The sequence below is a fragment of the Vibrio sp. D3 genome (assembly GCF_043995865.1).
Classification (GTDB): Bacteria; Pseudomonadota; Gammaproteobacteria; order Enterobacterales; family Vibrionaceae; genus Vibrio; species Vibrio diabolicus.
In genome coordinates, this window is record NZ_CP171886.1 from 1,229,445 (window position 1) to 1,250,956 (window position 21,512).

Genomic DNA, 21,512 nt, shown 5'->3' on the forward strand with positions numbered 1-21,512 from the left:
GCGAGTTACCTCGATACTTTAAAGAAGTGAGTTATTTGATACGGCTTGCTTAGGCCTAAATAAACTCGAGATAGCGAAGAACAACATATCCCCTAGAACCGTGACGATTCTGGAAACAAGGACGGCAACTAAGAGTGTATCTTCAATACTCGGCGAATCTAGAAGTGTGATTAAAACAGCCTCTCGGACACCCAACCCTGCAGGAGAACCTGGGGTGGCAAACCCTATTAACCATGCGATGATGAAGTAACAAGATGTTTGTAAAAATGTCTCTAAAGTTGGAGTTAGATTGTCGTTTAGCGTAAAAAATATGAGTGAGAAAATGCCGCCCGATACCAAAAAAAAGCAGAGATAAAGCCCACAAGCTTTTAGGTAATTGCGACTGGCTATCAAGCTTAATATTGATCCGGTGATCACGATAAGTCCAGCGAATAAAGTCATCTCGTACCCCATTAAATTAGGGAAGTACTCATTCAGCAGAAAGACGCCAAACGAACCAGCCGCAATACCCATCAACCCTATTTCCCATAAGGTCGATTTCAGTAATACATTATTTTTAATTCCGTGTTGTACGCCAATTACTTGTCGGCTAGCGAATTGGAAAATGTTTCCAGGCAGATACTTAGCAATTTGAGATCCGCCAAACATCCAAATGGCAGTTGATGCAGACAGAGTATATTCACTGTTCGCGACTAAAAGTCGCCACGCCATAGAAAGAACATAATTGCCAAAGGCGTAGAGGCCTATGCAAAAAATAAATACCAGATAGGAGTAAGAGGGAATATCCTGAATATTCAGTTGCTGCGAGTATGTAGAGAGCTTGATTAATACAAAGGCGATGGAAAAAATAGTAATGATTCGCCCAACCCAACTTAATATGAATTTACTCTTATTATGTTTCATGATTCACACGCTGGCATAAAACCATGGTCCAAGGAATGGGAGAGCGTACTTCGAGAATCTCAAAGTGTTGATTGAGCAAAGTCAGAAAGGCATTCTTGGACCAGTGTTGGATATGTCCGGGAGTATTGCCCCAACTGTTTAAATATTTACCTCTTGCCATGTTTAACGCACACCACAACGGCTCTCTTGGCACACTAAAAATGTAATAGTCAGTATCGAGATCTTGCAATGTTGCTAGTGCTTGCTCGGGATGCTCTAGGTGTTCCAAGACCTCACAACAAACAACAAGGTCAGCAGAATCAGTCTTTCTAGCAACGTCATATACACTTTTTTGTTCAAACAAAATGTCTTCCAAGTTGTGTGCTTGGGCATTGTCTCTTGCTAGTTGAATCACTTGTTGGGAGAAGTCACTCCCTTTCACACGGATCCCTTGTTGATGCCATTTAAGTGCCCAGACTCCTTCTCCGCAGCCGATTTCGTGTATCGACTTTGGTGTGACCATATCAACCAGTTGCGATAAATGATGATCGAAATTGCTCATCATTTTTCTGGCGATGGGGTTCTGAGTATTGTATTTGTCGTAATAGTTTCCGACAGGGATCCCCTGCTCTTCGATACCTTTAGATATTTTCATGGCGTACTCAAATAAATTATCTCAAATGGCCAGGAAGTTCTTCTATTGATGAACTATGTTCTTCAGCCAACCATCTGACTTACAAAGCGTTACGCTTCCCTCTAGTAGAGTGTAGGATAATTTATTGTTTTGTTTGCCTCGTTAGAAAAATTCTACAACCCCTTCAAATACTGCGCGTTGGCTGTTGGTTGAATCATGGCATTCAGCGTTTGGATGGCTTGTTCACTGTGAGCTTCAAGTAGAGCTAAGAACGCGTCAATCAACTCAGGTTTGCTTGCTGAGACTTTCGTTTCGGTCTGGATATCACGCAGATCGATCAACACATCGGTAAATAATTGAGGCAGATCGTGCAGCACTTGCAGGTTTAAGACGTTGTGTTCGCTGTAGATCGAATTGTGGCTGCCTTTCTGTTTTTGCACCACATACGGGTTGTCTTTTAGGTTGATGATCGATGTGCGCTTGTCACAACGCTTCAAACAGCCTTTGTTAACCTTAATTTTGCGGCAACCTTCGGTCTGTTGGAACAAACACTGGCGACTGGTGAGCAGTGTGTTCGGGTGGTAAATGCTGTAGTAGCTGCGCATGTTTTGCGGACGCTTGATATGGCGTATCTGCTTCATATTCAGCTCGTTAGAAACAAACGCGCCACTTGCCGCGAACTCGTCTTGAAGACATTTAAACGCGTATGAGTTCACCGTGTTCATTTGTGGGCCTGCCACCCAGCCTAAGCCGAGCTCTTTTGCGATCATGCCGACGCCTGAGTTGTTGGTGATCGACAATTTAGGTTGGATGGTTTCCAAAAATACGCGTGCGGCTTGGTAGTCTTCGCCAATCAAAATGGCAGGAAACCAAGGTTTGAGCATTGGGTTGGCTTGGAACAACTCAATCATCGCGCTCAGTTCACCAGACAATCCCATTGGCAATTGATAGTAAACATCTATGTTGTGGTATTCGCACAGCATGGCTTCTTGTGCTGACGAGATCAGAACCGATAATTTTGGCGCACCTTGGCGAGGTTCTGGTTGAGGTAACGCTGGCAGAGTTGGCACATCAATCGACCCTTTCAAGCTGCTGCCGGATACTTGTGTCGAAGTGAGATCGAACGACTTAGTTTGCTCTGCCACTTTCTCAATGATCGCGGTTTTGTCGTCGTAGAGTTTCTTTTTCACCGCTTGCACATCATCAGCAGACTGGCATTGATAAACCTTCGAAAAATGCTTTACAGCGTGGTCGCGCGGGTTGTCGATGTACATCGCCTTGCCGAAATCACCTTGCAAAAATGCGTTGGAGAAATCGCGGTTGAACACCGTGTATAACTCGGTGGTGTCTTCAGAGAGTTCCAAACCCTCGCACAAGCGATCGATTTGCTGACGCCAATTGTCGACCACGGTATAGACGTAGTGCGATTTCTTGATTCGTCCTTCCACTTTTAAGGAATACACGCCAGCATCGGCAAGCGCTTCCAAGTCCCCAAAGGCGGAGTTGTCTTTCATATTGAGTGGATAGTTGTTGCCTGTTTTGGTCGTTTCGTACTGTTCGCGACAAGGTTGGCTGCAGCGTCCACGGTTACCTGATGCACCATTGCGAGCGGAACTTATGTAGCAAATTCCGGAGAATCCGATGCAGTATGAGCCGTGGACAAACACTTCCATCATTACGTTGTGCTCGCGACCAAATTGCGCCAGATGTTTTATTTCATCGATGTTAAGTTCGCGAGATAAGTTTACTCGGCTTGCGGTGAGCTGGTTGAGAAAGAGGATCTGGCCTTCGTTATGCGTGTTCAGTTGCGTTGAAGCGTGCACATCCAAATCGGGAAAGTGATGTTTGAGAATGTAGGCCAGACCGAGATCTTGCACGATCACGCCATCGATTTTGGTGGTGTTCAGTTGGCTGAGTAAGCGAACAATTGCTGGAATTTCACTTTCTAAAATCAGCACATTCAACGTTAGGAAAATCTTACAGCTGTGCTGATGGGCCAACGTTAACACGCCATTTAAGTTATCTAAGGTGAGGTTGGTCGCTCGGTTACGAGCATTGAAGCGGTCGAGCCCACAGTAAATTGCATCGGCGCCAGCGGCAATCGCGGCTTTGATGGAATCTAAATCACCACCGGGTGCTAATAACTCAAATTGATCACGTGTCACTACTTTTCTCTTTCTTACTAAAATAGGCTGCAAATGTTACGTATTTCACGCTTTTGATGCTCAGCTAGTTAATGCTTTATTAATCTGAATCAATTAATCCGTGTTACACGGTCGACTCTTGAGTAGGTAGAGTGCAATTCGCGATAGCGGAATCTGACTTCTATAGTTTTCCTACACTTGGTTTTTCTATATCTAGTTTTCGACTCAGAGAGAGGAAGGGACGACAAATGAAAAAAGTAGTCATCGGGTTGGTCGTGGCGTTGACGTCATTGAGTGCGTTGGCTGGTGAGGGTGTGGTAACCGTTGCGAGCACGCATTCAGCAAAAGATACGGCGGATAAATTTGTCGCTATCGCGCAAGAAAAAGGGTTGAACGTCTTTGCGCGCATTAACCATCAAGAGAATGCCACGAAAGTCGATATGACGTTGCGACCAACCGAAGTTATCGTGTTTGGAAACCCTAAAGTGGGCACACCACTGATGATATGTGCGCAGGAGGTGGCGCTCGATTTACCCCAAAAAGTGTTGGTGTATGAAGATGCTGAAGGTAAAACGTGGTTAGCTTACAACGATCCTATGTATTTAAAGCAGCGCCATCATATTGAAGGCTGCGACGAGGTATTGAACAAAATCAGCGGCGTGCTGGGCAATTTAACCAACGCGGCGGCGAAGTAGGGCTGGGTTATTGGCTTCGCTTTTTTTACCCCAAAAACGAAAAAGCCAACCTCACAAGGAGGTTGGCAAATCTTACCTAGATTGGGGGGGAGGTAAGATCAGGAGGTGGCGAGTACGCTGTGCACCTCTGACTTAATTGAGTCAGACTGCGTACCAAAAATCGCTTGTAAACTGTCGCCAATCACTAACACATCTCGCGCGCCAAGCGCTTTTAGCTTAGCAACATCAACGTTGGCAATGTCTTTCACCGAGACACGCAGACGGGTGATACACGCATCGACTGACTTGATATTGGCTTTGCCGCCCAATGCAGCCACTACGTCCACCGCGATTTCATCAGGTTGTCCGGCGATCTTCACTTCTGCAATGTCGGTTTCACCCCCGGCGTTTTCAGATCCAACTTCACAATTAGGAAGCGGAACAAGCCGTAGTACAGCGTCGCCCAGATTGGACCGATGATGATGAACATCCACGCGTTGGTCGACATTGGGTAGTAAAGGAAGAACTGGATCGCGCCGTGCGCAAAGTCAGTACTGTGTTTGATTTCCAAAAATGCGGTGATCGCAAACGCAATACCGGTAAGGAAAATATGGATCACGTACAGCACTGGCGCGACGAATAGGAAGGTAAATTCGATTGGCTCTGTGATACCAGTTAACCAAGAGGTCAACGCCGCAGACATCATCAAACCGCCGACGATTTTCTTACGCTCTGGAGACGCGCAGTGGTAAATCGCCAGTGCCGCTGCTGGTAGTGCCCACATGGAATACATAAACCCACCAGACAGATAACCTGCGGTTTTATCGCCCGCGAAGAAGCGAGTGAGCTCACCAGTAAACTCTTTGCCAGTTTCTGGGTCAATATAGCTGCCCACTTCAAAGAAGAACGGCGCATTCCAGATGTGGTGCAAACCAACCGGGAGTAAAGAACGTTCGCCCGCACCGTAAACCGCCCACGCGAGAACAGGGTTTTGGTACGCTGCCCAATGAGAGAATGCATCAAGAAGTTGTCCGACAGGTGGCCATGCAAACGCGAGAATCGCACCAACGACGATCGCCGATAAACCGGTGACAATGGGCACAAATCGCTTACCCGCGAAGAAGCCCAGATATTCCGGCAGTTTGATGTTGTAGAAGCGGTTGTACATGATTGCCGCGACCGCACCGATAAAGATGCCGCCAAACACCCCGGTTTGCAGCGTCTCAACGCCCATCATGGTGGCGTCAGTTTCTAGGCCGCGCAGGCCAGTCACGATACCGAGCGATGCGTTCATAATAATTAGGCCAACTAAGCCTGCGAGCGCAGCGGCACCGTCATTGCCTTTTGATAACCCGAGCGCTACACCGACCGCAAACATCAATTGCATGTTGCCGAACACGCCTTCACCGGCGGCGAGCATCACTTTGTTGACCGCGTCTGGAATAAACGCAAAACCCGCGTTACCAATACCCAGCATCAAGCCAGCCACCGGTAACACCGCCACAGGCAGCATCAACGACCGCCCTATTTTTTGTAGTTGTCCAAATATACTTGCAAACATGGTTTCCTCCTGACGAATGCCAGTGTTGTAGGACCTGATTCCTTCAGGTCATGTTGTTTCACGTAAGGTCAGGATGATCATAGCGAGCAAGGCGGCGCGTAAGGTTACAAAAGGCAATCAGTTTGTAAGTGGCCGCTTACAAATCTCTTACACCGAGAAGTGAAAATTGTAATCGGCTCGATTGTGAATGGGCGTTTAAGAATGCATCATATTGGCCAGCGCCAAACTCAGGGACGGGCACAGGGACGGACACAGGGACGGACACAGGGAAAGTAGGATGGAAAACAAGCAGATACTGGTCGTCGATGACAACCTCGACCTTCGCGAAGCATTGTCGGATTACCTTGGTCGCGCAGGGTTTGAAGTGCTTTGCGCAGAAAACGGCGGCGTGATGTGGCAACTGCTCAACGATCACCATCCTGATTTGATCATCCTCGATATTATGATGCCCGGTGAAGACGGCTTTACCCTGTGCCAAAAACTGCGCAAAAACTCCGATGTTCCGATCATCATGCTGACCGCCGTCACTGAAGAAGCCGACCGAGTCGCAGGGCTAGAAATGGGCGCTGACGACTACATCACCAAATCATTCAGTCCGCGTGAACTGCTCGCGCGCATCAAAACGATTCTGAGACGCAGCCAATCGACCGCCAATAGCAAACTGACGCGTAAAGTGCGTTTTGACGACTGGTTATTAGATACCGTAACCCGGCAACTGACCCACGTTGCTAGCCGCGAGGTTAAGCAACTGAGTGGCGCGGATTTGTCGCTGCTCGGTTTGTTCGTCAACCACGCGCAATCAATATTGTCTCGCGATGACATTGCGCGCGAGATCTGGGGACGCGATGCCGACCCGTTTGAACGCGGCATTGACGTGCAGATCAGCCGCTTGCGTCATCACCTTGAAGATAAAGACCGCTCGCTGATCCTAACGGTGCGCAATAAAGGCTACATGCTGACCACGGACGTGCATTATGAGAATTAAACGCTGGACGGGATCACTGGTCGTTCGCACCAGTGTGTTCTTGTTGCTGGTGATCATTCTGGCGCAGGTATTATCCGGGATTATCTGGTATCAACACGCCAGCGAACGCGATAAAGAAGGCCTGACCACCACAGTCAAAAGCTTAGCACTGAGTGCTTCTTCTACCATCGCCTTCTTTCAAACCCTTCCTTCGGAATATCGCCACTTGGTGCTCAATCAACTACGCAATATGGGCGGTACGCGCTTTTTCGTCTCACTCAACAATCACCAGATTAACGTCGACCCGCTGCCAGAAAGCGAACGCAAAACGTTGGTCATCAACCAAGTTCGCGAGGTATTAGAAAGCGAGCTGAGCGGCATTCCTAATATCGAGGTGGAGTTCACCCAGCGCGACAAACTCAAAGTGTTCAACAACGAGCTACCTATCGATGAACTGCCGCTATTGTGGGCGCATTATTCGCTTTCGTTTGGTGACCTCAATCCGCCGATTCTGGTGATGCAGGTCGAAGTCGCACAGAACGAATGGTTTTATCTCGCGGCGGTGCTACCCGCGCCTTACATCAACCTAGATACTAACTATTTTGAGCTGCGCCAATGGCTGACGCTATTGGTGTCCGCGCTAATGCTGTTGCTGTGTACCTGGTTTATCGTTCGCAAAGAAATTCAACCCATTCGAGAGCTGGCAAAGGCTGCGACTCTGATGTCGAGCCGATTGGATGTGCCTGAAGTGTCTGAACGTGGTAGCAACGAACTCAAAGCCGCCGTACGCGCATTCAACAAAATGAACCGACGCATCGACAGCCACATTAAAGATCGAGAGATGCTCTTCAGTGCCATCTCCCACGATCTGAAAACGCCGATAGCCTGCCTAAAACTACGAGCGGAAATGCTGGATGACGACGCCGACCGAGAACGCTTTATCCGCCTGAGTAACGACCTAGACTTGATGGTCAAAGGCGCATTGCAATGCATTAAAGAGACCGATATCCACGAGGAAATCGAGCCGATCAATTTCACCCAACTGATTCAGCACATTTCCGCCAATATCGCCGATGCGCCGGACACGATTCGCATCCACGGCGAAATCCGCACCCACTTTGCTGGTAAACCGTTAGCGATTAAGCGCTGCATTCAGAATCTGGTCGATAACGCGCTCAAATACGGCCATCAAGCGGACATTACGCTGATTGAAAGCCCAGAGTCGATCCAGATTGAAATTGAAGATCACGGTGACGGTGTTGACGATTTATTACTTGAAAAGCTCTGCCAGCCATACTTCCGCGCTAGCAACGATAAAGAAGGCAGTGGGCTGGGGTTAACCATTTCACAGAGTATTGCAAAGGCTCACGGCGGCAGTTTGTCGCTGAGCCATTCTCAGTTTGGCGGCCTCTGCGCCACGCTGACTTTCCCGAGAGACTGACTATGAACAAACTGGCATTCTTGTTCCCACTGTTGCTCGCCCCTTGCGTCGCTCACGCTGAGTCGCCACAAGGGGTAGAGTTTTTACATTGGTGGACTTCTGACGGCGAACAGCAAGCGCTGCAAACACTTAAAGCTCAGCTACAACGGCACGATATTGAGCTGCTTCAAAGCCCGGTGTTAGGCGGTGGTGGTGACAGCGCGATGACGGTACTGCAAGCTCGCGCGCTGGCGGGCAATCCACCGAGCTTCGCGCAAATCGAAGGGCCAAGTATTAAGGCGTGGGATGCCATCGGTATTTTGCACAACGTTAACGCGGTTGCCGATGAGCAACGCTGGGACGAGGTGCTCTACCCGCTGTCTATCGAAATCAATAAAACACAAAACGGCTATATCGCCCTGCCACTTACACTGCACCGCTTGAACTGGCTGTGGGTCAACCACAAGCTGCTTAAACAACTGAATCTTTCCGCACCGAAAAATTGGCAAGAAATGTTCGCCGCCATGGAGCTTGCGAAGCAAAATGGCATCGTACCGATCGCGGTCGGTGAGCAGCCGTGGCAAGTCGCCCAACTCTTCGAGAACTTAGTGATCTCCACTGGCGGCGTTGAGTTCTACACCAATGCGATGGTTAAACTTGAGCGAGATAGCATCGACAGCGACACCCTGCGCCAAGCGTTGACGCAATTTCGTCGCCTTAGTTTGTTGATCGACAACCAATTACCCGATAGTAAGTGGGATACGGCGACCCAAGCGCTAGCCGACGGTCAGGCGCTGTTTCAAATCGGCGGTGATTGGATTTTGGGTGAGCTGCTCGCCAATCAAGTCTCGGTTCCGCAAGAGATCGGCTGTTACCCAACGCCTGACAGCGATGGTGTATTCCTCTACAACATGGACAGTTTGGTGTTTATGTCGAGCAAGTCGTTTTCTGCCGAGGCGGCTCAGCAAACCGCAAGCGCGCTGGCAGACGTCGAGTTTCAAGCTAAGTTCAATAAGGTAAAAGGCTCGATTCCGGTACGTACCGATATCGACATCAGCGATTTTAATCCGTGTCAGGTCCAGTCATATCAAGACTTTCACTACGGCGTAAAACACAACCTCGCAGTACCGAGTATGATTGATTCGATGGCGGTCAATCCGGTTGCTCAGCAAGCGATAAACTCGGAAATATTCCGTTTTTATCGCAATCCCAAGATGGAACCCGACGAGCTGATAAAACGCGTTATTGCTATTTCGCAAAGCGGTTAATGATAATGAATCTGTGCCGAGATGGAATAAAAAGCCCCAATGATTGGGGCTTGAGTGAAGCGAAGTATGCCGTTTAGAAATAGTGGAAGATCGGCGGCTCATGCATCAAGAAGTTTTGATGGGAGATGTTCCACGCATAGGCGCCTGCTAAGGTAAACACAACGTAATCACCAATATCGACGTGGGCGACGTGTTGATTGCGTGCCAGCACATCTTTGGGCGTACAAAGCTGGCCGACAAAAGTTGCTTGTGCATGCTGAATTGGATGAGAAATCTCATGGTGTTTCTCGCTTTTCAGGATGACGAATGGATGATCATGGCTCTGCGCTGCTGGCGTGCGGAAGTGGTGAGTTCCTCCGCGTGCGATGACAAAGTTTTCGCCAAGATTTTGCTTAATATCCAGCACTTCCATCACGTAATAACCGCATGCCGCTGTGATGAACCGTCCGCATTCAAAACGCAGTGGCCAATCTTGAACTTGCTCTTTAGCGATGAGGAATTCCAACTTGTCGCAAAACTCCATCCACGGAAAGTGTTGCTCAGGGTTTTGGTAGTTGATGCCCATGCCGCCGCCCAAGTTGATCATTAGCTCACCGAGTTCGAACTCCTGTTGCCACGCTTTTACGACTTGGAAATAGCGCTGCATTAACGCTAAGTGACGCTCAACATCGAGCTGATGCGACATCAAGTGAAAATGGAAACCTTTCAGTGACACTTGCGGGAAATCGCGCAGCAACATCAAAGCATTACTCAGTTCGGACTCGTCCAAACCAAAAGGAGTCGGCTTGCCGCCCATTGCCAACTTGCTGAGAGTGATGTCGCCAATATCGATGTTCATACGCAAAAAGATCGAAGCAGGGCGGTTGAGGCGCTCGGTTAGGGCACCAATGCGTTGCAGCTCAGTGAGGCTTTCGACGTGAATCGCATCGACATCAAGTTCAATCGCTTGTTGCAATTCATTTGGCATTTTTCCTGGGCCGCCGAAGATCAATGGCTTATCGAGTTGTTGCTGGTGGAGGTGTGCCAACTCCCCACCAGATGCTGCTTCAAAACCATCGACATACGGCGCGAGCGTTTTGAGAATCGGGCCCGATGGATTGGCTTTGGCCGCGTAAAATAGCTCGACATTTTTCGGCAAAACGTGACGCAGTTGTTTGATGTGTTCTTCTAAGGCGTTTAGGTCATACAAGTACGCGCACAAGGGTTGATTTTGCTGCTGTGCGAGCGTGTGAACTTGTTGGCTAACGCGTGTCGGTAGAGAGAGGGAATTAGGCATGTTGCGCTCCTTTTTCGTGTTGCTGCCAAGGCGTGGCGACTTGGGTATAGCCCGACTCTTTATCGGCTTTTTGCATCAAGCGCGTGGTGAAATTATTTTTGCTTGGGAAGTGACCGCCATTCAGCAACGCTTCTAGTTCCGGCTGTTTTCCATTCACGGATTGCCAACGCACAATGGCACTTTGCACCGCATTCCACAGCGTTTGCTCTAGTGGTTCATCACCTTCTGCGATGAAGAAAATCGCTTCGCTGATGTTGTTGATAAAGGTGCAGTATCCGATGCGATTCCAGCCTTGTTCGCGACTGTAGTAAACCGATTGTCGCGCGCGTTCAGACAAGTCAGCTAATGTTTCTGCTGGCCAGAACTCCGGCAGTAATTTAGTGCCTTCCAAATCACGAATCCAAACACAACACGGCATCTCTTGCTCAAAGCCAATCAAGGTGTTTTGCAAATGCGGCTCAAACGCCACCCCGTGTTTGAAGTAGTAGTTAAACACACCCGGAATTAGGCAATGCAAATAGCGTTCAAACCACAGTGTCGCGATGTCGGAATAGCGATTTTGCGTAGTACGCGCTTTGTTTTTAAGGCGTTGAGCAATGCAACTGTTGCCGTTTTTGTCGTAAGCAAACAGAGCGCCAGCGAGGGTTGGTTTTAAGATATCGACTTCGCTCAGCGAGAAATTTTCGCGATACAAAATCCCAAACGATTCGCGCGCTTTGGTGTTGTCGTCCCAATTACGCTCAGCGACGCTTTCTAGATTCAACGTGGTGGCGTAAGGCTCTGTCATCACTTTAAATACGGGGTTGTGCAGCTGTTCGTTTTCTCTAATTGGTTTAAGAATCGACGTGAGCTGCACGGCGCTGTCGAGTTCGTACCACGCGTTTTTTCGCACGCAATTGGTTAATCGTACGTTGATGGAGAATTTCGCAAACCAATCCATATCTGGGTGGTAGAGGGTACGAACTGAAGAGGTCGGCTGCATCTTTTCACCACCTAAACCCAGTGGCGTGATCTTGCCTTGTTCAATGGCACGCTTCACGCTTGGGTTGCTCAAAATGGTGTAGCTTTCCCAAGGATGACAAGGGTAGAGGGTCTTCCCATTGCTGGTGGCGTGTTGTGGCGCGAGCTGTTGTAGCATGCGTTGCGCAGGGTTAGCTTCTCCGTCGGAACTCAGCACATCAAGTAACGATGTATCCACTTCAAACCAGTACAACGGGACTTGCGCGCCGACTTCTGGAGAAAACGCCAAGAGATCATCCATGGTGACGCCCGAACGACTTTTCGGGGTCGGATGGAAAGTATGCCCCCAAATCAGAGATTGTTCCGAAGCGATAAATTCGTTGTGATGCGATTTGGGCGCGACGTTGAGAAACTGCTCGGTAACCAGCACGCTATTTTCCAGTTGTTCGATCAGCTCATGGTTAAATGGGATCGCCAACACCTGCTTGAGATAGTTAAGCAAAAGCGTAAGAGTTTGCGTGGCATCCAATTTTGCCCAACCAGATCCCGGCATTTTCGCCCAAGGCAGTTCTGCCAATTTGATTTTGCCCAGTTTGCTCGCGTAGTGAATCGGCAAAACCAGCACGCCATTTTGTTGAGAAAGATGAACGGCTACCCGCTGCTTGGCGGAATAGTTGCGTTTTAACGTTTGGGGTAGCGATGTCGATTGGTAGTGCCATTCCACTTGTTGATTCGGTAGCGCAAATTCACGTAAGTAACAATTAAGAACACCCATTATCGCGTTGAGTTGGGCTTTCTCACGATTGAGCTGCACATCATGCGCGCGCAACTCGCTAGTCTGAGAGGATTGAGTTTGTAACATGTTGATTTCCAAATTTTGAATGGAGAACCAGCGCGATCAAGGTGATTACGCTGACTATCGCAGAAAGTAGGAAAGGAACCTCAAGTAGCCCCAAGCTAGAAATGAAAGAAGCGCAAAATCCCGCTGCCACGCCACCCCATTTGGACATGGCATCAAAGCGAGAAAATACTTTGCCACTGAGTTTGCGATCCAGATTGCTCGCAAGATGCTGATGCAATCCGTGATAACAACACACCATCGCGATGCCGAAGATAATTCTCGCAGCAATGAGTGCGGTTTCGGACGCAATCAAATGCAAGGCAGAGCTCACGGCAAGCAATGCAAACCCAAGCCACAACGTGCGCAGCGGTTGATGGCGATTCAACCCATCTGACAACACGTGGATTTTGCCTGCCAGCAACAGATAGACGCCATGCGGCAGTGCGTACAAAAAACCGATCCATGCATGGTTAGTGATGCCATATTGCTGCACAAATGGCGAGAAATAAGGAAAGGTCACTACCATGGAAAAAGCAAACCCGAACTGAGCAAAGAAGATCCAACGAATAGCATGCATTGCGTTTTTCTGTGCAACAGGTTGTTCTTGCTGAGATTCTGAGTTTGGCTTTTCGAGGTTTTGTTCGGCGGGTTTATCCTCAGGCAGTGTTAGCGTGATGCCCATAGCAATTAAAGGCAAAACGCATAACCAAAGGTACGCGTTGAGCGGGTTGGTCTCTGACAAGCTCCAGCCGAGCCCAATGGGCGCAACGATCAGCGCCAAGCGAGCAGATAGTTGGGTTTTATTGAGTGACTTGCCGAGTGTTTTGGCTTCTTTAATTTGACTAGATAAGTAGCTGTTCGAGGCAGCCATGGTGCCACCAAAGGTTCCTTGAACAATAAGACCAAACACAAACATGGCGAGGCTGTCTGCCAAGCCGCACAGCGCAAACCCTGCTGCAAGGCCAAGTTGCGCACGTAAGAGTGAGCGGCGGCGACCGTAGCGATCGGCAAAGTTGCCCCAAAATCGCGCCGCCAACGCAGTACAAAACGTGGGTAGGATAAACAATACACCTGCCCAGTCTGCATCAATGCTTGCGCCTAACGTTGGCAACACGACGGGTAGAAATAGCGGCATACCTAACGCGGCAAACGCAGCGATAAAGTGGCACAACAACACACTGTAGATGAGTTTGGTCATAATCGTTTAACGTACGCTTTTTTTGATGGCTTCTAAGTAGGCGCGTTGCGCTTCTTCGCTAGAAAGCAGCAAGAAGTTCGGAGCCGACAAACCATAGAACTTATTGATGTCACTCGCGCCGGAGGCCTCTTTCGAGAGCAAACTGCCAGAGCTCAACAAGTACTTGGCGTACAAATCAGGCGCATCTTGCAGTAACTCGCGTGCCAGTTTTGTTTCTAACCCTTCGCCTTCCAATCGGTTGAGTTGCTCTGCAATGCTTTTGGCCACGATGGCGTAAAGCGATGCTGAAGAGGCAATGCCCTTCGCTGCCATGGCTTCTACAATCGCTGCGATATCCAATTGTAATGTGATGGTGGTAAACATCTGACCGAGCGCCAATTCATTGTCGACTTTGATGCGTTGGTCGAGCAGTTCATCGCAATCCACTGGAATTGTTCCTGCGCCCTGTTTTTGGGCTGCATGCTCTGTTGCAAAGTGGAAGCGCTCTGGCCAAATTCGCGCTGCGTCGTTGTCTTTCATCGCGAGCGTCATTTTGCCCTGTTGATCAAATGCAACGATGGCGTTTTGCTGGTTGGACTCCAATGCGATGCCATAACGAAGCCACAAGGTGAGGTGCACTTGGCATAATAGGTCGACGTAATCTTGGAACCACGCCAGCGTATCTTGTTGATAGTACTGCTCTGCCAAATGTTCTAAGAACAAGCGGTCGTCAGGCATTGGGCTTGCCAGTGCGGCAACCGGAACTAACGCTTTATCTTTGCAATGAGTAAGTGGGTACTCACGTACGATGTACGCGAAGGTTTTATCCTCGCCGACGTGTCCACCGTGTTTTTCGTTGCAATGGAACAAGCGACTGTTTAAGTCGGCGTCCGTTTGTTCAAGGTGGCTGAGTAGACGTTCAAACCAGTGGCCGTCATACAGTGTTGAAGGCTTGATTAAGCGAATGTTTTTCGTGCCTAGCGATCGCATGATCAGCGGAACTTTGATGTGAATGTGCGGCGCGTCGTTGACTACCACAGTACGAACGGAAAGCGTTGGCGTCACGTCTAGGTACGTAAACGGCGCTTCTATCATACCTTCGGGTAAGGCTTCTAAAGAGCGAAGGGTGAGCGGATGCGCAGGGAACAGTACGTGGCTCAGTGCAAAATCAGCAGGAAGCCCGACTTGCTCCATTGTTGGCCAGCAATCAGGTTGTCCGCTGGTTAATGTCACCAGTGATTTTTCAATCGCAATCCAATGCAGAGCAAAGCTTTGTGCGAACTCGGGCGCGTACTTAGCAAGGTCTTCATCGCTCAGACCAAACTTCGCCCGCGCAGTTGGATAGTACGGGTGGTCAAGGTAAGAAGCGATCTGGTCGGCAAGCAGCAGTTTTTGATGCCAAGAACCAAGCTCGGATATTGGTTGAGAAATGTGGTCTGCGTGATGATGAAACGCTTGGTCACACAGTGCTTTGTGTTTCTCTGCGCATTCCAGTTCTTGAAGATACCCCGCCAACAATTCGTGAGAGCTCTCATGCGCCAGTGTCGTTAGTAGCGCAATCCACTCTTGATAATGCTGCTGATGCTCGACTTGGCCATTTTTCTCCACCCACCAACCTTGTGGTGTTTCGTCATTGGCATGACCGTAGCGCCAGTGCTGCATGTAATACGTTGGCGCAACAGGTAAATACAACGTGAAATCAGAGTTGGCAAATATCAGCCAGACTTGCTCGCCTTGAGGAACAATTACTCCTTTTGGCGCGTCGCTACTGAACTTGGCTTTCGACAAAATGCCAAACATGTCTTCGCGTAAGCAAGTGTCGATCAATCGTTGCGTTAGATACAAAGCGTTGTCGTTCATGCTGCCACCTCACGAGTCGGAGCTAGATCGAAATTGCTAAGCGCGTTCTGCAGCGCTTGGTCGAGGTTTCGCCCTGATGGTGAGACAATCGAAATTCGGGCGAGATAATCCTTATTGGAATAACTCTGTTGGAAGTGTTCTCCAGCGGTTTTTAGTACCTGTTGCTGGGTGATGATATCGTCATCGTGTTGGATGAACGACGTCGAACCTCCGTCGATCACACCACTGTGTTCCGCAACTACGTAGTGCACGTGCGCTGACCCATGAATTTGGTAATCGCCGTCCAATCTTCGACCCAGATGCAGACCCAAAATCGTGCTAAACCAGCCGAAGTGAGCAAGATTGTTGAGCAAGAATTCGCGGCCATCCCCAATGCTGCGATAGTTGATTTCCACCAGAACTGGGCCGTTTTCAGTGATAATAAATTCGCTGTGGCAAACACCAAAACCAACGCCAAACGCTTTCAGTTGAGCCAGGCAAGCTTCTCGGTGAGCAATGCCGTTTGGTCCGTCCCAGTCTGCGGCCGTTTCGATAAAGTAAGGCGGCTCAGAGAGCGACACATCAAAACCGCCCACGGCGATAAGGCGCTCACCATCTCCTAAAGTTTCTAGCGTAACCAACGGCCCTTGAAGAAACTGCTCCACCAGAATGGCGGCGTTTGGGTGTTTTTGCCAAAACGCATCGCAGTAAGCATCGAGCTCGCTTTGGGAGTCACAGCGCTGCACATCTAAACTTGCCACGCCTTCTTTGGGTTTTGCCACGACAGGAAAGGCCATGCCTAATGCCACATTCGAATGGCGGTGCAGCAAACAGCTTTGTGTGTTGGGTAGGGCTTTTTCATTTAACACTTGTCGAGTTAAGTGTTTGTTTTTGGCTTTTAACGTGACAGACCAATCTTTGGATGGGAGGCCAAAAAATTGCGCGCAGATGGCGGTGGAAGTTTGTAAGTGATCACTATTGCTGAAAATAGCGTCTGGCTTTAATTCATGCTCCGTGATGGTTTCGATGAGTTCTAATGGGTTGAAGACATCACATTCTAGAATGGTATCCGGATTAAAGTGACTATCACGACTCGCCAGCTCTAAATGGCTGATCTTGTGGTCGGTGATAAGAACGACGTGAAGGTCCATCGCTTTAGCTGCAGGCACAAAGCCGTGAGTGACTGCATCGTTAACGACATGACTTACGATAATCATCGTAGATTTCATGAGCTTTCCTAATTTTCTAACATTTTCTTCTAACGTTGATAAAGTCGCTCACGGTCGTCTTCCAATGTGCCTCTCCCGAGACGGAGGGCAGAAGTTTTAGTGTTTATTGTTATTATGTTTGGTTTTTTTTGTTGTTAGTTGTGTTTTTAGGGTAAATAAATATAGAGCATAAAATTAATATTGCAAATAGAAATAATATTTGTTCTTATTTCCATCCGTTGGCTTTATAACAACTAAACGGAATTATGGAATGAATAAATTATTGACCCTGACCCCCTTGGCGGTCGCGATTGGTTCTTCACTAGTAGCACCAAGCGCAGTGGCTTCAGAAGAGACGAACTCAACCTCATCAGCAACTGAAACGATTCAAGTCTTCGGTCATCAGTACGAAGGTTATGCTGAACACATGCCTCAATCAGGCACCAAAACCGATGTGGAATGGCTTGATGTGCCACAAGCGGTATCTGTAGTAACGAAAACAGAAATGCAAGACCGAGGCGCGGTGCGTTTAGTGGATGCGCTAGATGGGGTAGCCGGGGTCAATAACACCTTGGGCGAAGGCAGCCGTGACCAGTTCATGATTCGCGGTTTTGATTCACTCAACGATATGTATCGTGATGGCTTGCGAGATGACGGTACGTTGCAGTCTTACCGCAGCTTAGCGAACGTTGAACGCGTTGAAATTGTGAAAGGCCCTGCGGGCGCATTGTATGGCCGTGGCTCGGCTGGGGGCATCATCAACTTGGTGACGAAACGCGCTAACGGTGAGAATTTTACTCACGTAAACGGCAGTGTAGGCAGCAACAACCAGTATGTCGGTCAGGTCGACAGCTCAATGGCGTTTTCAGATAAGGTCAACGGGCGTATTAACTTGGAATACCGTCAAGCCGACTCGTACGTTGATCATGTTGATTCAAACGATTTCTTCATTGCACCGACCATTCGTGTGTTACCAGCGGATGGTCACACCATTGATATTGACGTGGAATACGCCCATCAAGAATTAGTGCCATATCGTGGTGTGCCATCAAAAAATGGCAAGCCAGTTGATTTGCCAGTGAGTACTTACTTTGGTGGCACGAACGATTATCAGGAGTCGGACAGTCTTCGCGTTGCAGTGGACTACGAATGGCGTTTGAACGATCAATGGGTATGGAACAACCGAGCGGCGTTCAACCATATCGAACTTGAGCAAAAAGGCACGCGTCAGGGCAAAGTGACGGGCAATGAAGTGTCTCAAACCGTGAATAACTTTGGCTACGACCCTCGTACTACAACCACTTTGCAATCTGAGTTGGTTTGGGAAACCAGTGACAATCAATTGATGGTGGGTGCAGATTTCAACCAGATCAATATCGACCTAACGTTGGCAAGTGACAAAACACTTCCTCCGCAAAATATCTACGATCCAGTCGTTGGTCCAACGCCTGATCCGGGCTTTAAGCCATTTCGTGACAATACCACCACCACGACAGGTTTGTATGTGCAAGACGTCTATACGTGGGGCGACCTTTCTTTGATCGGTAACGTGCGTTACGACTCGATGGAACTCGAACAACAAAAAGCGGGTTCAGATAAGGAAAAATTGGATGATGACAAAGTCAGCTACCGTGCTGGTTTGGTATACCGCATCAATTACGACACATCCGTTTACGCCAGTTTAGCGCGCTCTTGGCAGTTACCGTACGCAGGCATCTACATCAATCCAAAATTGGCGGAGTTCTTCCACACCGACTTAAAAGAGGTGGGTGCGAAAGCGTACCTTTTGGATAACGCATTAATGTTGAATGCGGCACTGTTCCAGATTGATCAAGAGCAACCACAAACCAACGTGGACGGCGATGTGATCGATAAAATTGAAGTGCGTCACCAAGGCATTGAATTAGAGGCTCGCGGTCAAATCACCAAACAGTGGGACATCTCTGTGGGTTACAGCTATTTGGATGCGGAAGACAAAGCCACAGGTAAAAAGCCGAATGATGTGTCAGACCACTTGTTCTCCCTTTGGAGCACTTACCAATTGGATGACAACTGGCGTTTGGGTGGCGGCGTGAAATACGTGGGCGACCGTTATGCAGGTAACGACGAAGCCGTCGCACTTGGCGATTACACCACGGTGGATTTGATGGCGGCGTACACCACTGGTCGTCACAAGATCCAAGCGAACGCTTACAACATTTTGGATGAGAAATACATTCTTGGCGCAACAAACGGCACGTCTGGCCTAAACCAGATTGGCTACGGCGCACCAGCCGAGTTCATGCTTAGCTACGGATACCAGTTCTAGGCTTGTTGTGCGTAGTTGGCGCACGTTAGCCGATTTTTGCCTCTTATTGAGGATGTTTTAGCCCTGAGAGCCTACGGGAAATGTTCTGCCCGAGGCTCAATTTCTCGCAAAGGAGACCTTAATGTCTTACCAGAATTTGGATGGTAAAGTGCGTGTACGTGCTGGTTTGTCTACCACTTACAGTGTGCTCGCGATTGCTATTGCTTCTGCCACCTCCATGAGCGCGGTTGCCGCTCCTGCCGCAAAAAACGAAACCACCGTGATGGAAACGGTTGTTGTCACTGGCAGCGTGATTGGCAACTCTGACATTGAAGACGTCAAAGAGTACCCTGGTGCTCGTACCGTCATTACCCGTGATCAAATTGAGAAAACCGCCGCAGGTTCGATCGATAATGCGCTACAGCGTGTTCCGGGTATTAAAGTTCAGGATGAAAGCGGAGCGGGCGTATTGCCTAACATTTCCGTACGTGGTTTGAAAGCAAGCCGCAGTGGTCATGCGCAGTTCTTGATGGATGGTGTGCCGCTAACGCTCGCGCCATACGGCCATACTGGTCAGTCTATCTTCCCAGCAACACTGTCGATGCTTGATCGTATTGACATTGTACGCGGTGGTGCCGCAGTACAGTACGGCCCAAACAACGTCGGTGGTGTGATCAACTTAGTGACCAAACCGATTCCACACACGTGGCAAACTGAAATCAGTAACCGTCTTACCGTGTTTGATGGCGGTGATGCGCCGCTGAATGATTTTTACCTGCGCACGGGCGGCTGGTTAAGCGACACGTTTGCACTGCAGTTGGAAGGTAACTTCCTAAAAGGTGAAAGCTTCCGTGAACATTCCGATACGGACGTGAAGAACTTTCAAGCTAAAGCACAGTGGCTATTGAGTGACACTCAAGAGATTCAAGCATTCCTGCAACGTTACGATGCTGAAACGCAAATGCCGGGCGCACTTTCGCCACAAGATTACGAGCAAGATCGTCACCAATCGAAACGTCCTTACGATGATTATGAAGGTAAGTCGACGCGCTGGAGTGTTAAGTACATCCACGATTTGCCATTTGCCGACAGTGCCGAGCTAGAAGTGCTAACGTTTGGCCATAAGTCAGAGCGTCTTTTCAAGTGGGGCTTTAACAGCGCGGGTGGCCATTGGGCGGATCCGGCTCTGCCAGCGACGGACGTTCGTACCTCTCCACGTGAATTTACCGTGTATGGTATAGAGCCAAAAATGGCGATGTACTTTGGCGAAGGTAAATCCGTTACTCAAAACTGGATCGTGGGTACCCGTTATGTTAATGAAGACATTGACTACAAACTCACTCAGACTCCAATCGCCGGTGGTGCAACCAGCGTTCCGCGTGATTGGCATCTAGATACGGACGCGTTTGCTGGATACGTTAGCAACGAAATTGGTTTGTTCAATGATACATTGAAGGTAACGCCTGGGTTGCGTGTTGAGTCGGTTCGAATGACGTTTACCGATCGTGGTAAAAAACAAACGGCAGACAACACCGTGACGGAATGGTTGCCAGGTTTGACGGTGGCATACAACTTAACTGACCAGTGGGTGACGTATGCGAACGCGCAAAAATCACTTCGTGCGCCACAAATTGCCTACATCCGAGGTTTGGGTGAAGAAGGTAGCGAACTGGCTTGGAACTACGAAGTCGGCGCGCGTTACACCCAAGATGCGACCAGCTTTAACGCTGCACTTTATCGCATCGACTTTGAAGATCAATTGCAATGGCAAAGCTCAACGCAGACCTTCGATAACATCGGAAAAACCCTTCACCAAGGTTTAGAACTTTCTGCTCGTTACGTGCCTGAAGCACTACCTGCACTGAGTTTAGGCGCAAGCTATAACTATCTAGACGCTACGCTTGAAGAAGAAGGTGAGAATAAAGGTAATCAACTGCCTTACACCTCTAAGCATCAGCTTGGTTGGGATGCAACCTACGCATTTTACGGCATGGACACCACGCTATCGGGCTTCTACTTCAGTGATTCGTATACCGATAACGCCAACACCAGTGCCGAAGACGCAACAGGTGCAACGGGCAAAGTGCCGTCTTACATGGTGTGGAACTTCAACTTGGGGACGGATTTATACAAAGACGACAAAGGCAAGTTACGCATGAATGTTGCGGTGAACAACTTGTTTGACGAGGAGTATTACTTCCGCGGGATTGATACAAGCCCAGTTGGTCGGTACCCAGCTCCGGGGCGCTCCTACACGCTGGATCTGAACTATCAGTTTTAAGCGTTTCGTTCACCGAGTTTGAAAAGAAAAGTCGCCAATTTACCTTGGCGACTTTGCCGATCTTAGGTACTGGAAAACTCTTAGCACTGGAAAAAG

At 48.9% G+C, this 21,512-nt stretch carries 14 protein-coding genes and 1 pseudogene; 6 read left to right on the forward strand and 9 right to left on the reverse strand.

The genetic code is table 11. The features are described from left to right. Positions 1–18: 18 nt before the first annotated feature. The 3 genes from ACHFJ9_RS05420 to ACHFJ9_RS05430 form a co-directional block, all read right to left on the reverse strand. Positions 19–903 (reverse strand): hypothetical protein, encoded by an 885-nt coding sequence (locus ACHFJ9_RS05420; RefSeq protein ID WP_395354117.1) that lies wholly within the window; start codon positions 901–903, stop codon positions 19–21. Beyond that, on the reverse strand, positions 893–1,537 hold the full coding sequence (locus ACHFJ9_RS05425; protein ID WP_053808213.1) for a bifunctional 2-polyprenyl-6-hydroxyphenol methylase/3-demethylubiquinol 3-O-methyltransferase UbiG: 645 nt from the start codon (positions 1,535–1,537) through the stop codon (positions 893–895). Before ACHFJ9_RS05425 ends, ACHFJ9_RS05420 begins: the two co-directional genes overlap by 11 nt. A 152-nt stretch (positions 1,538–1,689) precedes the next feature. After that, the gene (locus ACHFJ9_RS05430) at positions 1,690–3,681 is read right to left on the reverse strand and encodes a U32 family peptidase (protein WP_395354119.1); all 1,992 of its coding nucleotides are present in this window, start codon (positions 3,679–3,681) and stop codon (positions 1,690–1,692) included. A 227-nt stretch (positions 3,682–3,908) separates the two neighbouring features. On the opposite strand from ACHFJ9_RS05430, the gene ACHFJ9_RS05435 reads away from it, so the two are divergent. Then, entirely contained in the window at positions 3,909–4,355 is a 447-nt protein-coding gene (locus tag ACHFJ9_RS05435; protein WP_395354121.1) for a DUF302 domain-containing protein, read from the forward strand. A gap of 98 nt (positions 4,356–4,453) precedes the next feature. Here ACHFJ9_RS05435 and ptsG read toward each other — a convergent pair. After that, positions 4,454–5,895: pseudogene (gene ptsG / locus ACHFJ9_RS05440) on the reverse strand (glucose-specific PTS transporter subunit IIBC). Positions 5,896–6,172: 277 nt separating this feature from the next. On the opposite strand from ptsG, the gene ACHFJ9_RS05445 reads away from it, so the two are divergent. From ACHFJ9_RS05445 to ACHFJ9_RS05455, 3 genes are read left to right on the forward strand one after another with little or no spacing between them, the layout of a single operon-like run. After that, positions 6,173–6,880, forward strand: coding sequence for a response regulator (locus tag ACHFJ9_RS05445; RefSeq protein ID WP_025524572.1), 708 nt, complete (start codon positions 6,173–6,175; stop codon positions 6,878–6,880). Next, positions 6,870–8,300 (forward strand): ATP-binding protein, encoded by a 1,431-nt coding sequence (locus tag ACHFJ9_RS05450; protein WP_395354124.1) that lies wholly within the window; start codon positions 6,870–6,872, stop codon positions 8,298–8,300. Before ACHFJ9_RS05445 ends, ACHFJ9_RS05450 begins: the two co-directional genes overlap by 11 nt. A 2-nt stretch (positions 8,301–8,302) precedes the next feature. After that, positions 8,303–9,547: an extracellular solute-binding protein gene (locus ACHFJ9_RS05455; protein WP_395354126.1), complete on the forward strand. Its 1,245-nt coding sequence runs from the start codon at positions 8,303–8,305 to the stop codon at positions 9,545–9,547. Positions 9,548–9,620: 73 nt separating this feature from the next. Here ACHFJ9_RS05455 and ACHFJ9_RS05460 read toward each other — a convergent pair whose 3' ends face one another. The 5 genes from ACHFJ9_RS05460 to ACHFJ9_RS05480 are packed head-to-tail and all read right to left on the reverse strand — an operon-like array spanning position 9,621 to position 16,869. Next, positions 9,621–10,823, reverse strand: coding sequence for a type III PLP-dependent enzyme (locus ACHFJ9_RS05460; RefSeq protein ID WP_203347801.1), 1,203 nt, complete (start codon positions 10,821–10,823; stop codon positions 9,621–9,623). Continuing rightward, positions 10,816–12,645 (reverse strand): IucA/IucC family siderophore biosynthesis protein, encoded by a 1,830-nt coding sequence (locus tag ACHFJ9_RS05465; protein ID WP_203347802.1) that lies wholly within the window; start codon positions 12,643–12,645, stop codon positions 10,816–10,818. The genes ACHFJ9_RS05460 and ACHFJ9_RS05465 overlap by 8 nt, the downstream gene beginning before the upstream one ends. Then, positions 12,617–13,822, reverse strand: a complete 1,206-nt coding sequence (locus ACHFJ9_RS05470) for an MFS transporter (protein ID WP_395354128.1) — start codon at positions 13,820–13,822, stop codon at positions 12,617–12,619. Before ACHFJ9_RS05470 ends, ACHFJ9_RS05465 begins: the two co-directional genes overlap by 29 nt. 6 nt (positions 13,823–13,828) lie before the next feature. After that, the gene (locus ACHFJ9_RS05475; RefSeq protein WP_395209234.1) at positions 13,829–15,661 is read right to left on the reverse strand and encodes an IucA/IucC family protein; all 1,833 of its coding nucleotides are present in this window, start codon (positions 15,659–15,661) and stop codon (positions 13,829–13,831) included. Then, on the reverse strand, positions 15,658–16,869 hold the full coding sequence (locus tag ACHFJ9_RS05480) for an acetyl-CoA carboxylase biotin carboxylase subunit family protein (RefSeq protein ID WP_253651933.1): 1,212 nt from the start codon (positions 16,867–16,869) through the stop codon (positions 15,658–15,660). Before ACHFJ9_RS05480 ends, ACHFJ9_RS05475 begins: the two co-directional genes overlap by 4 nt. Positions 16,870–17,119: 250 nt before the next feature. Between ACHFJ9_RS05480 and ACHFJ9_RS05485 the strand changes: the two genes are divergently transcribed. Both ACHFJ9_RS05485 and pvuA read left to right on the forward strand, forming a co-directional pair. Further along, on the forward strand, positions 17,120–19,156 hold the full coding sequence (locus tag ACHFJ9_RS05485) for a TonB-dependent receptor (RefSeq protein WP_395354131.1): 2,037 nt from the start codon (positions 17,120–17,122) through the stop codon (positions 19,154–19,156). 121 nt (positions 19,157–19,277) lie between these two features. Continuing rightward, a complete protein-coding gene (gene pvuA, locus ACHFJ9_RS05490) occupies positions 19,278–21,416 on the forward strand; it encodes a TonB-dependent siderophore vibrioferrin receptor PvuA (protein ID WP_395354133.1) in 2,139 nt (712 codons plus the stop codon). Positions 21,417–21,512 lie beyond the last annotated feature (96 nt).

What these genes read in the sequence shown, in the direction of transcription:
- ACHFJ9_RS05420 (WP_395354117.1), bottom strand. Translation starts at nt 903, where the DNA reads ATGAAACATAATAAGAGTAAATTCATATTAAGTTGGGTTGGGCGAATC.
- ACHFJ9_RS05425 (WP_053808213.1), bottom strand. Translation starts at nt 1,537, where the DNA reads ATGAAAATATCTAAAGGTATCGAAGAGCAGGGGATCCCTGTCGGAAAC.
- ACHFJ9_RS05435 (WP_395354121.1), top strand. Translation starts at nt 3,909, where the DNA reads ATGAAAAAAGTAGTCATCGGGTTGGTCGTGGCGTTGACGTCATTGAGT.
- ACHFJ9_RS05445 (WP_025524572.1), top strand. Translation starts at nt 6,173, where the DNA reads ATGGAAAACAAGCAGATACTGGTCGTCGATGACAACCTCGACCTTCGC.
- ACHFJ9_RS05450 (WP_395354124.1), top strand. Translation starts at nt 6,870, where the DNA reads ATGAGAATTAAACGCTGGACGGGATCACTGGTCGTTCGCACCAGTGTG.
- ACHFJ9_RS05455 (WP_395354126.1), top strand. Translation starts at nt 8,303, where the DNA reads ATGAACAAACTGGCATTCTTGTTCCCACTGTTGCTCGCCCCTTGCGTC.
- ACHFJ9_RS05460 (WP_203347801.1), bottom strand. Translation starts at nt 10,823, where the DNA reads ATGCCTAATTCCCTCTCTCTACCGACACGCGTTAGCCAACAAGTTCAC.
- ACHFJ9_RS05465 (WP_203347802.1), bottom strand. Translation starts at nt 12,645, where the DNA reads ATGTTACAAACTCAATCCTCTCAGACTAGCGAGTTGCGCGCGCATGAT.
- ACHFJ9_RS05470 (WP_395354128.1), bottom strand. Translation starts at nt 13,822, where the DNA reads ATGACCAAACTCATCTACAGTGTGTTGTTGTGCCACTTTATCGCTGCG.
- ACHFJ9_RS05475 (WP_395209234.1), bottom strand. Translation starts at nt 15,661, where the DNA reads ATGAACGACAACGCTTTGTATCTAACGCAACGATTGATCGACACTTGC.
- ACHFJ9_RS05480 (WP_253651933.1), bottom strand. Translation starts at nt 16,869, where the DNA reads ATGAAATCTACGATGATTATCGTAAGTCATGTCGTTAACGATGCAGTC.
- ACHFJ9_RS05485 (WP_395354131.1), top strand. Translation starts at nt 17,120, where the DNA reads ATGAATAAATTATTGACCCTGACCCCCTTGGCGGTCGCGATTGGTTCT.
- pvuA (WP_395354133.1), top strand. Translation starts at nt 19,278, where the DNA reads ATGTCTTACCAGAATTTGGATGGTAAAGTGCGTGTACGTGCTGGTTTG.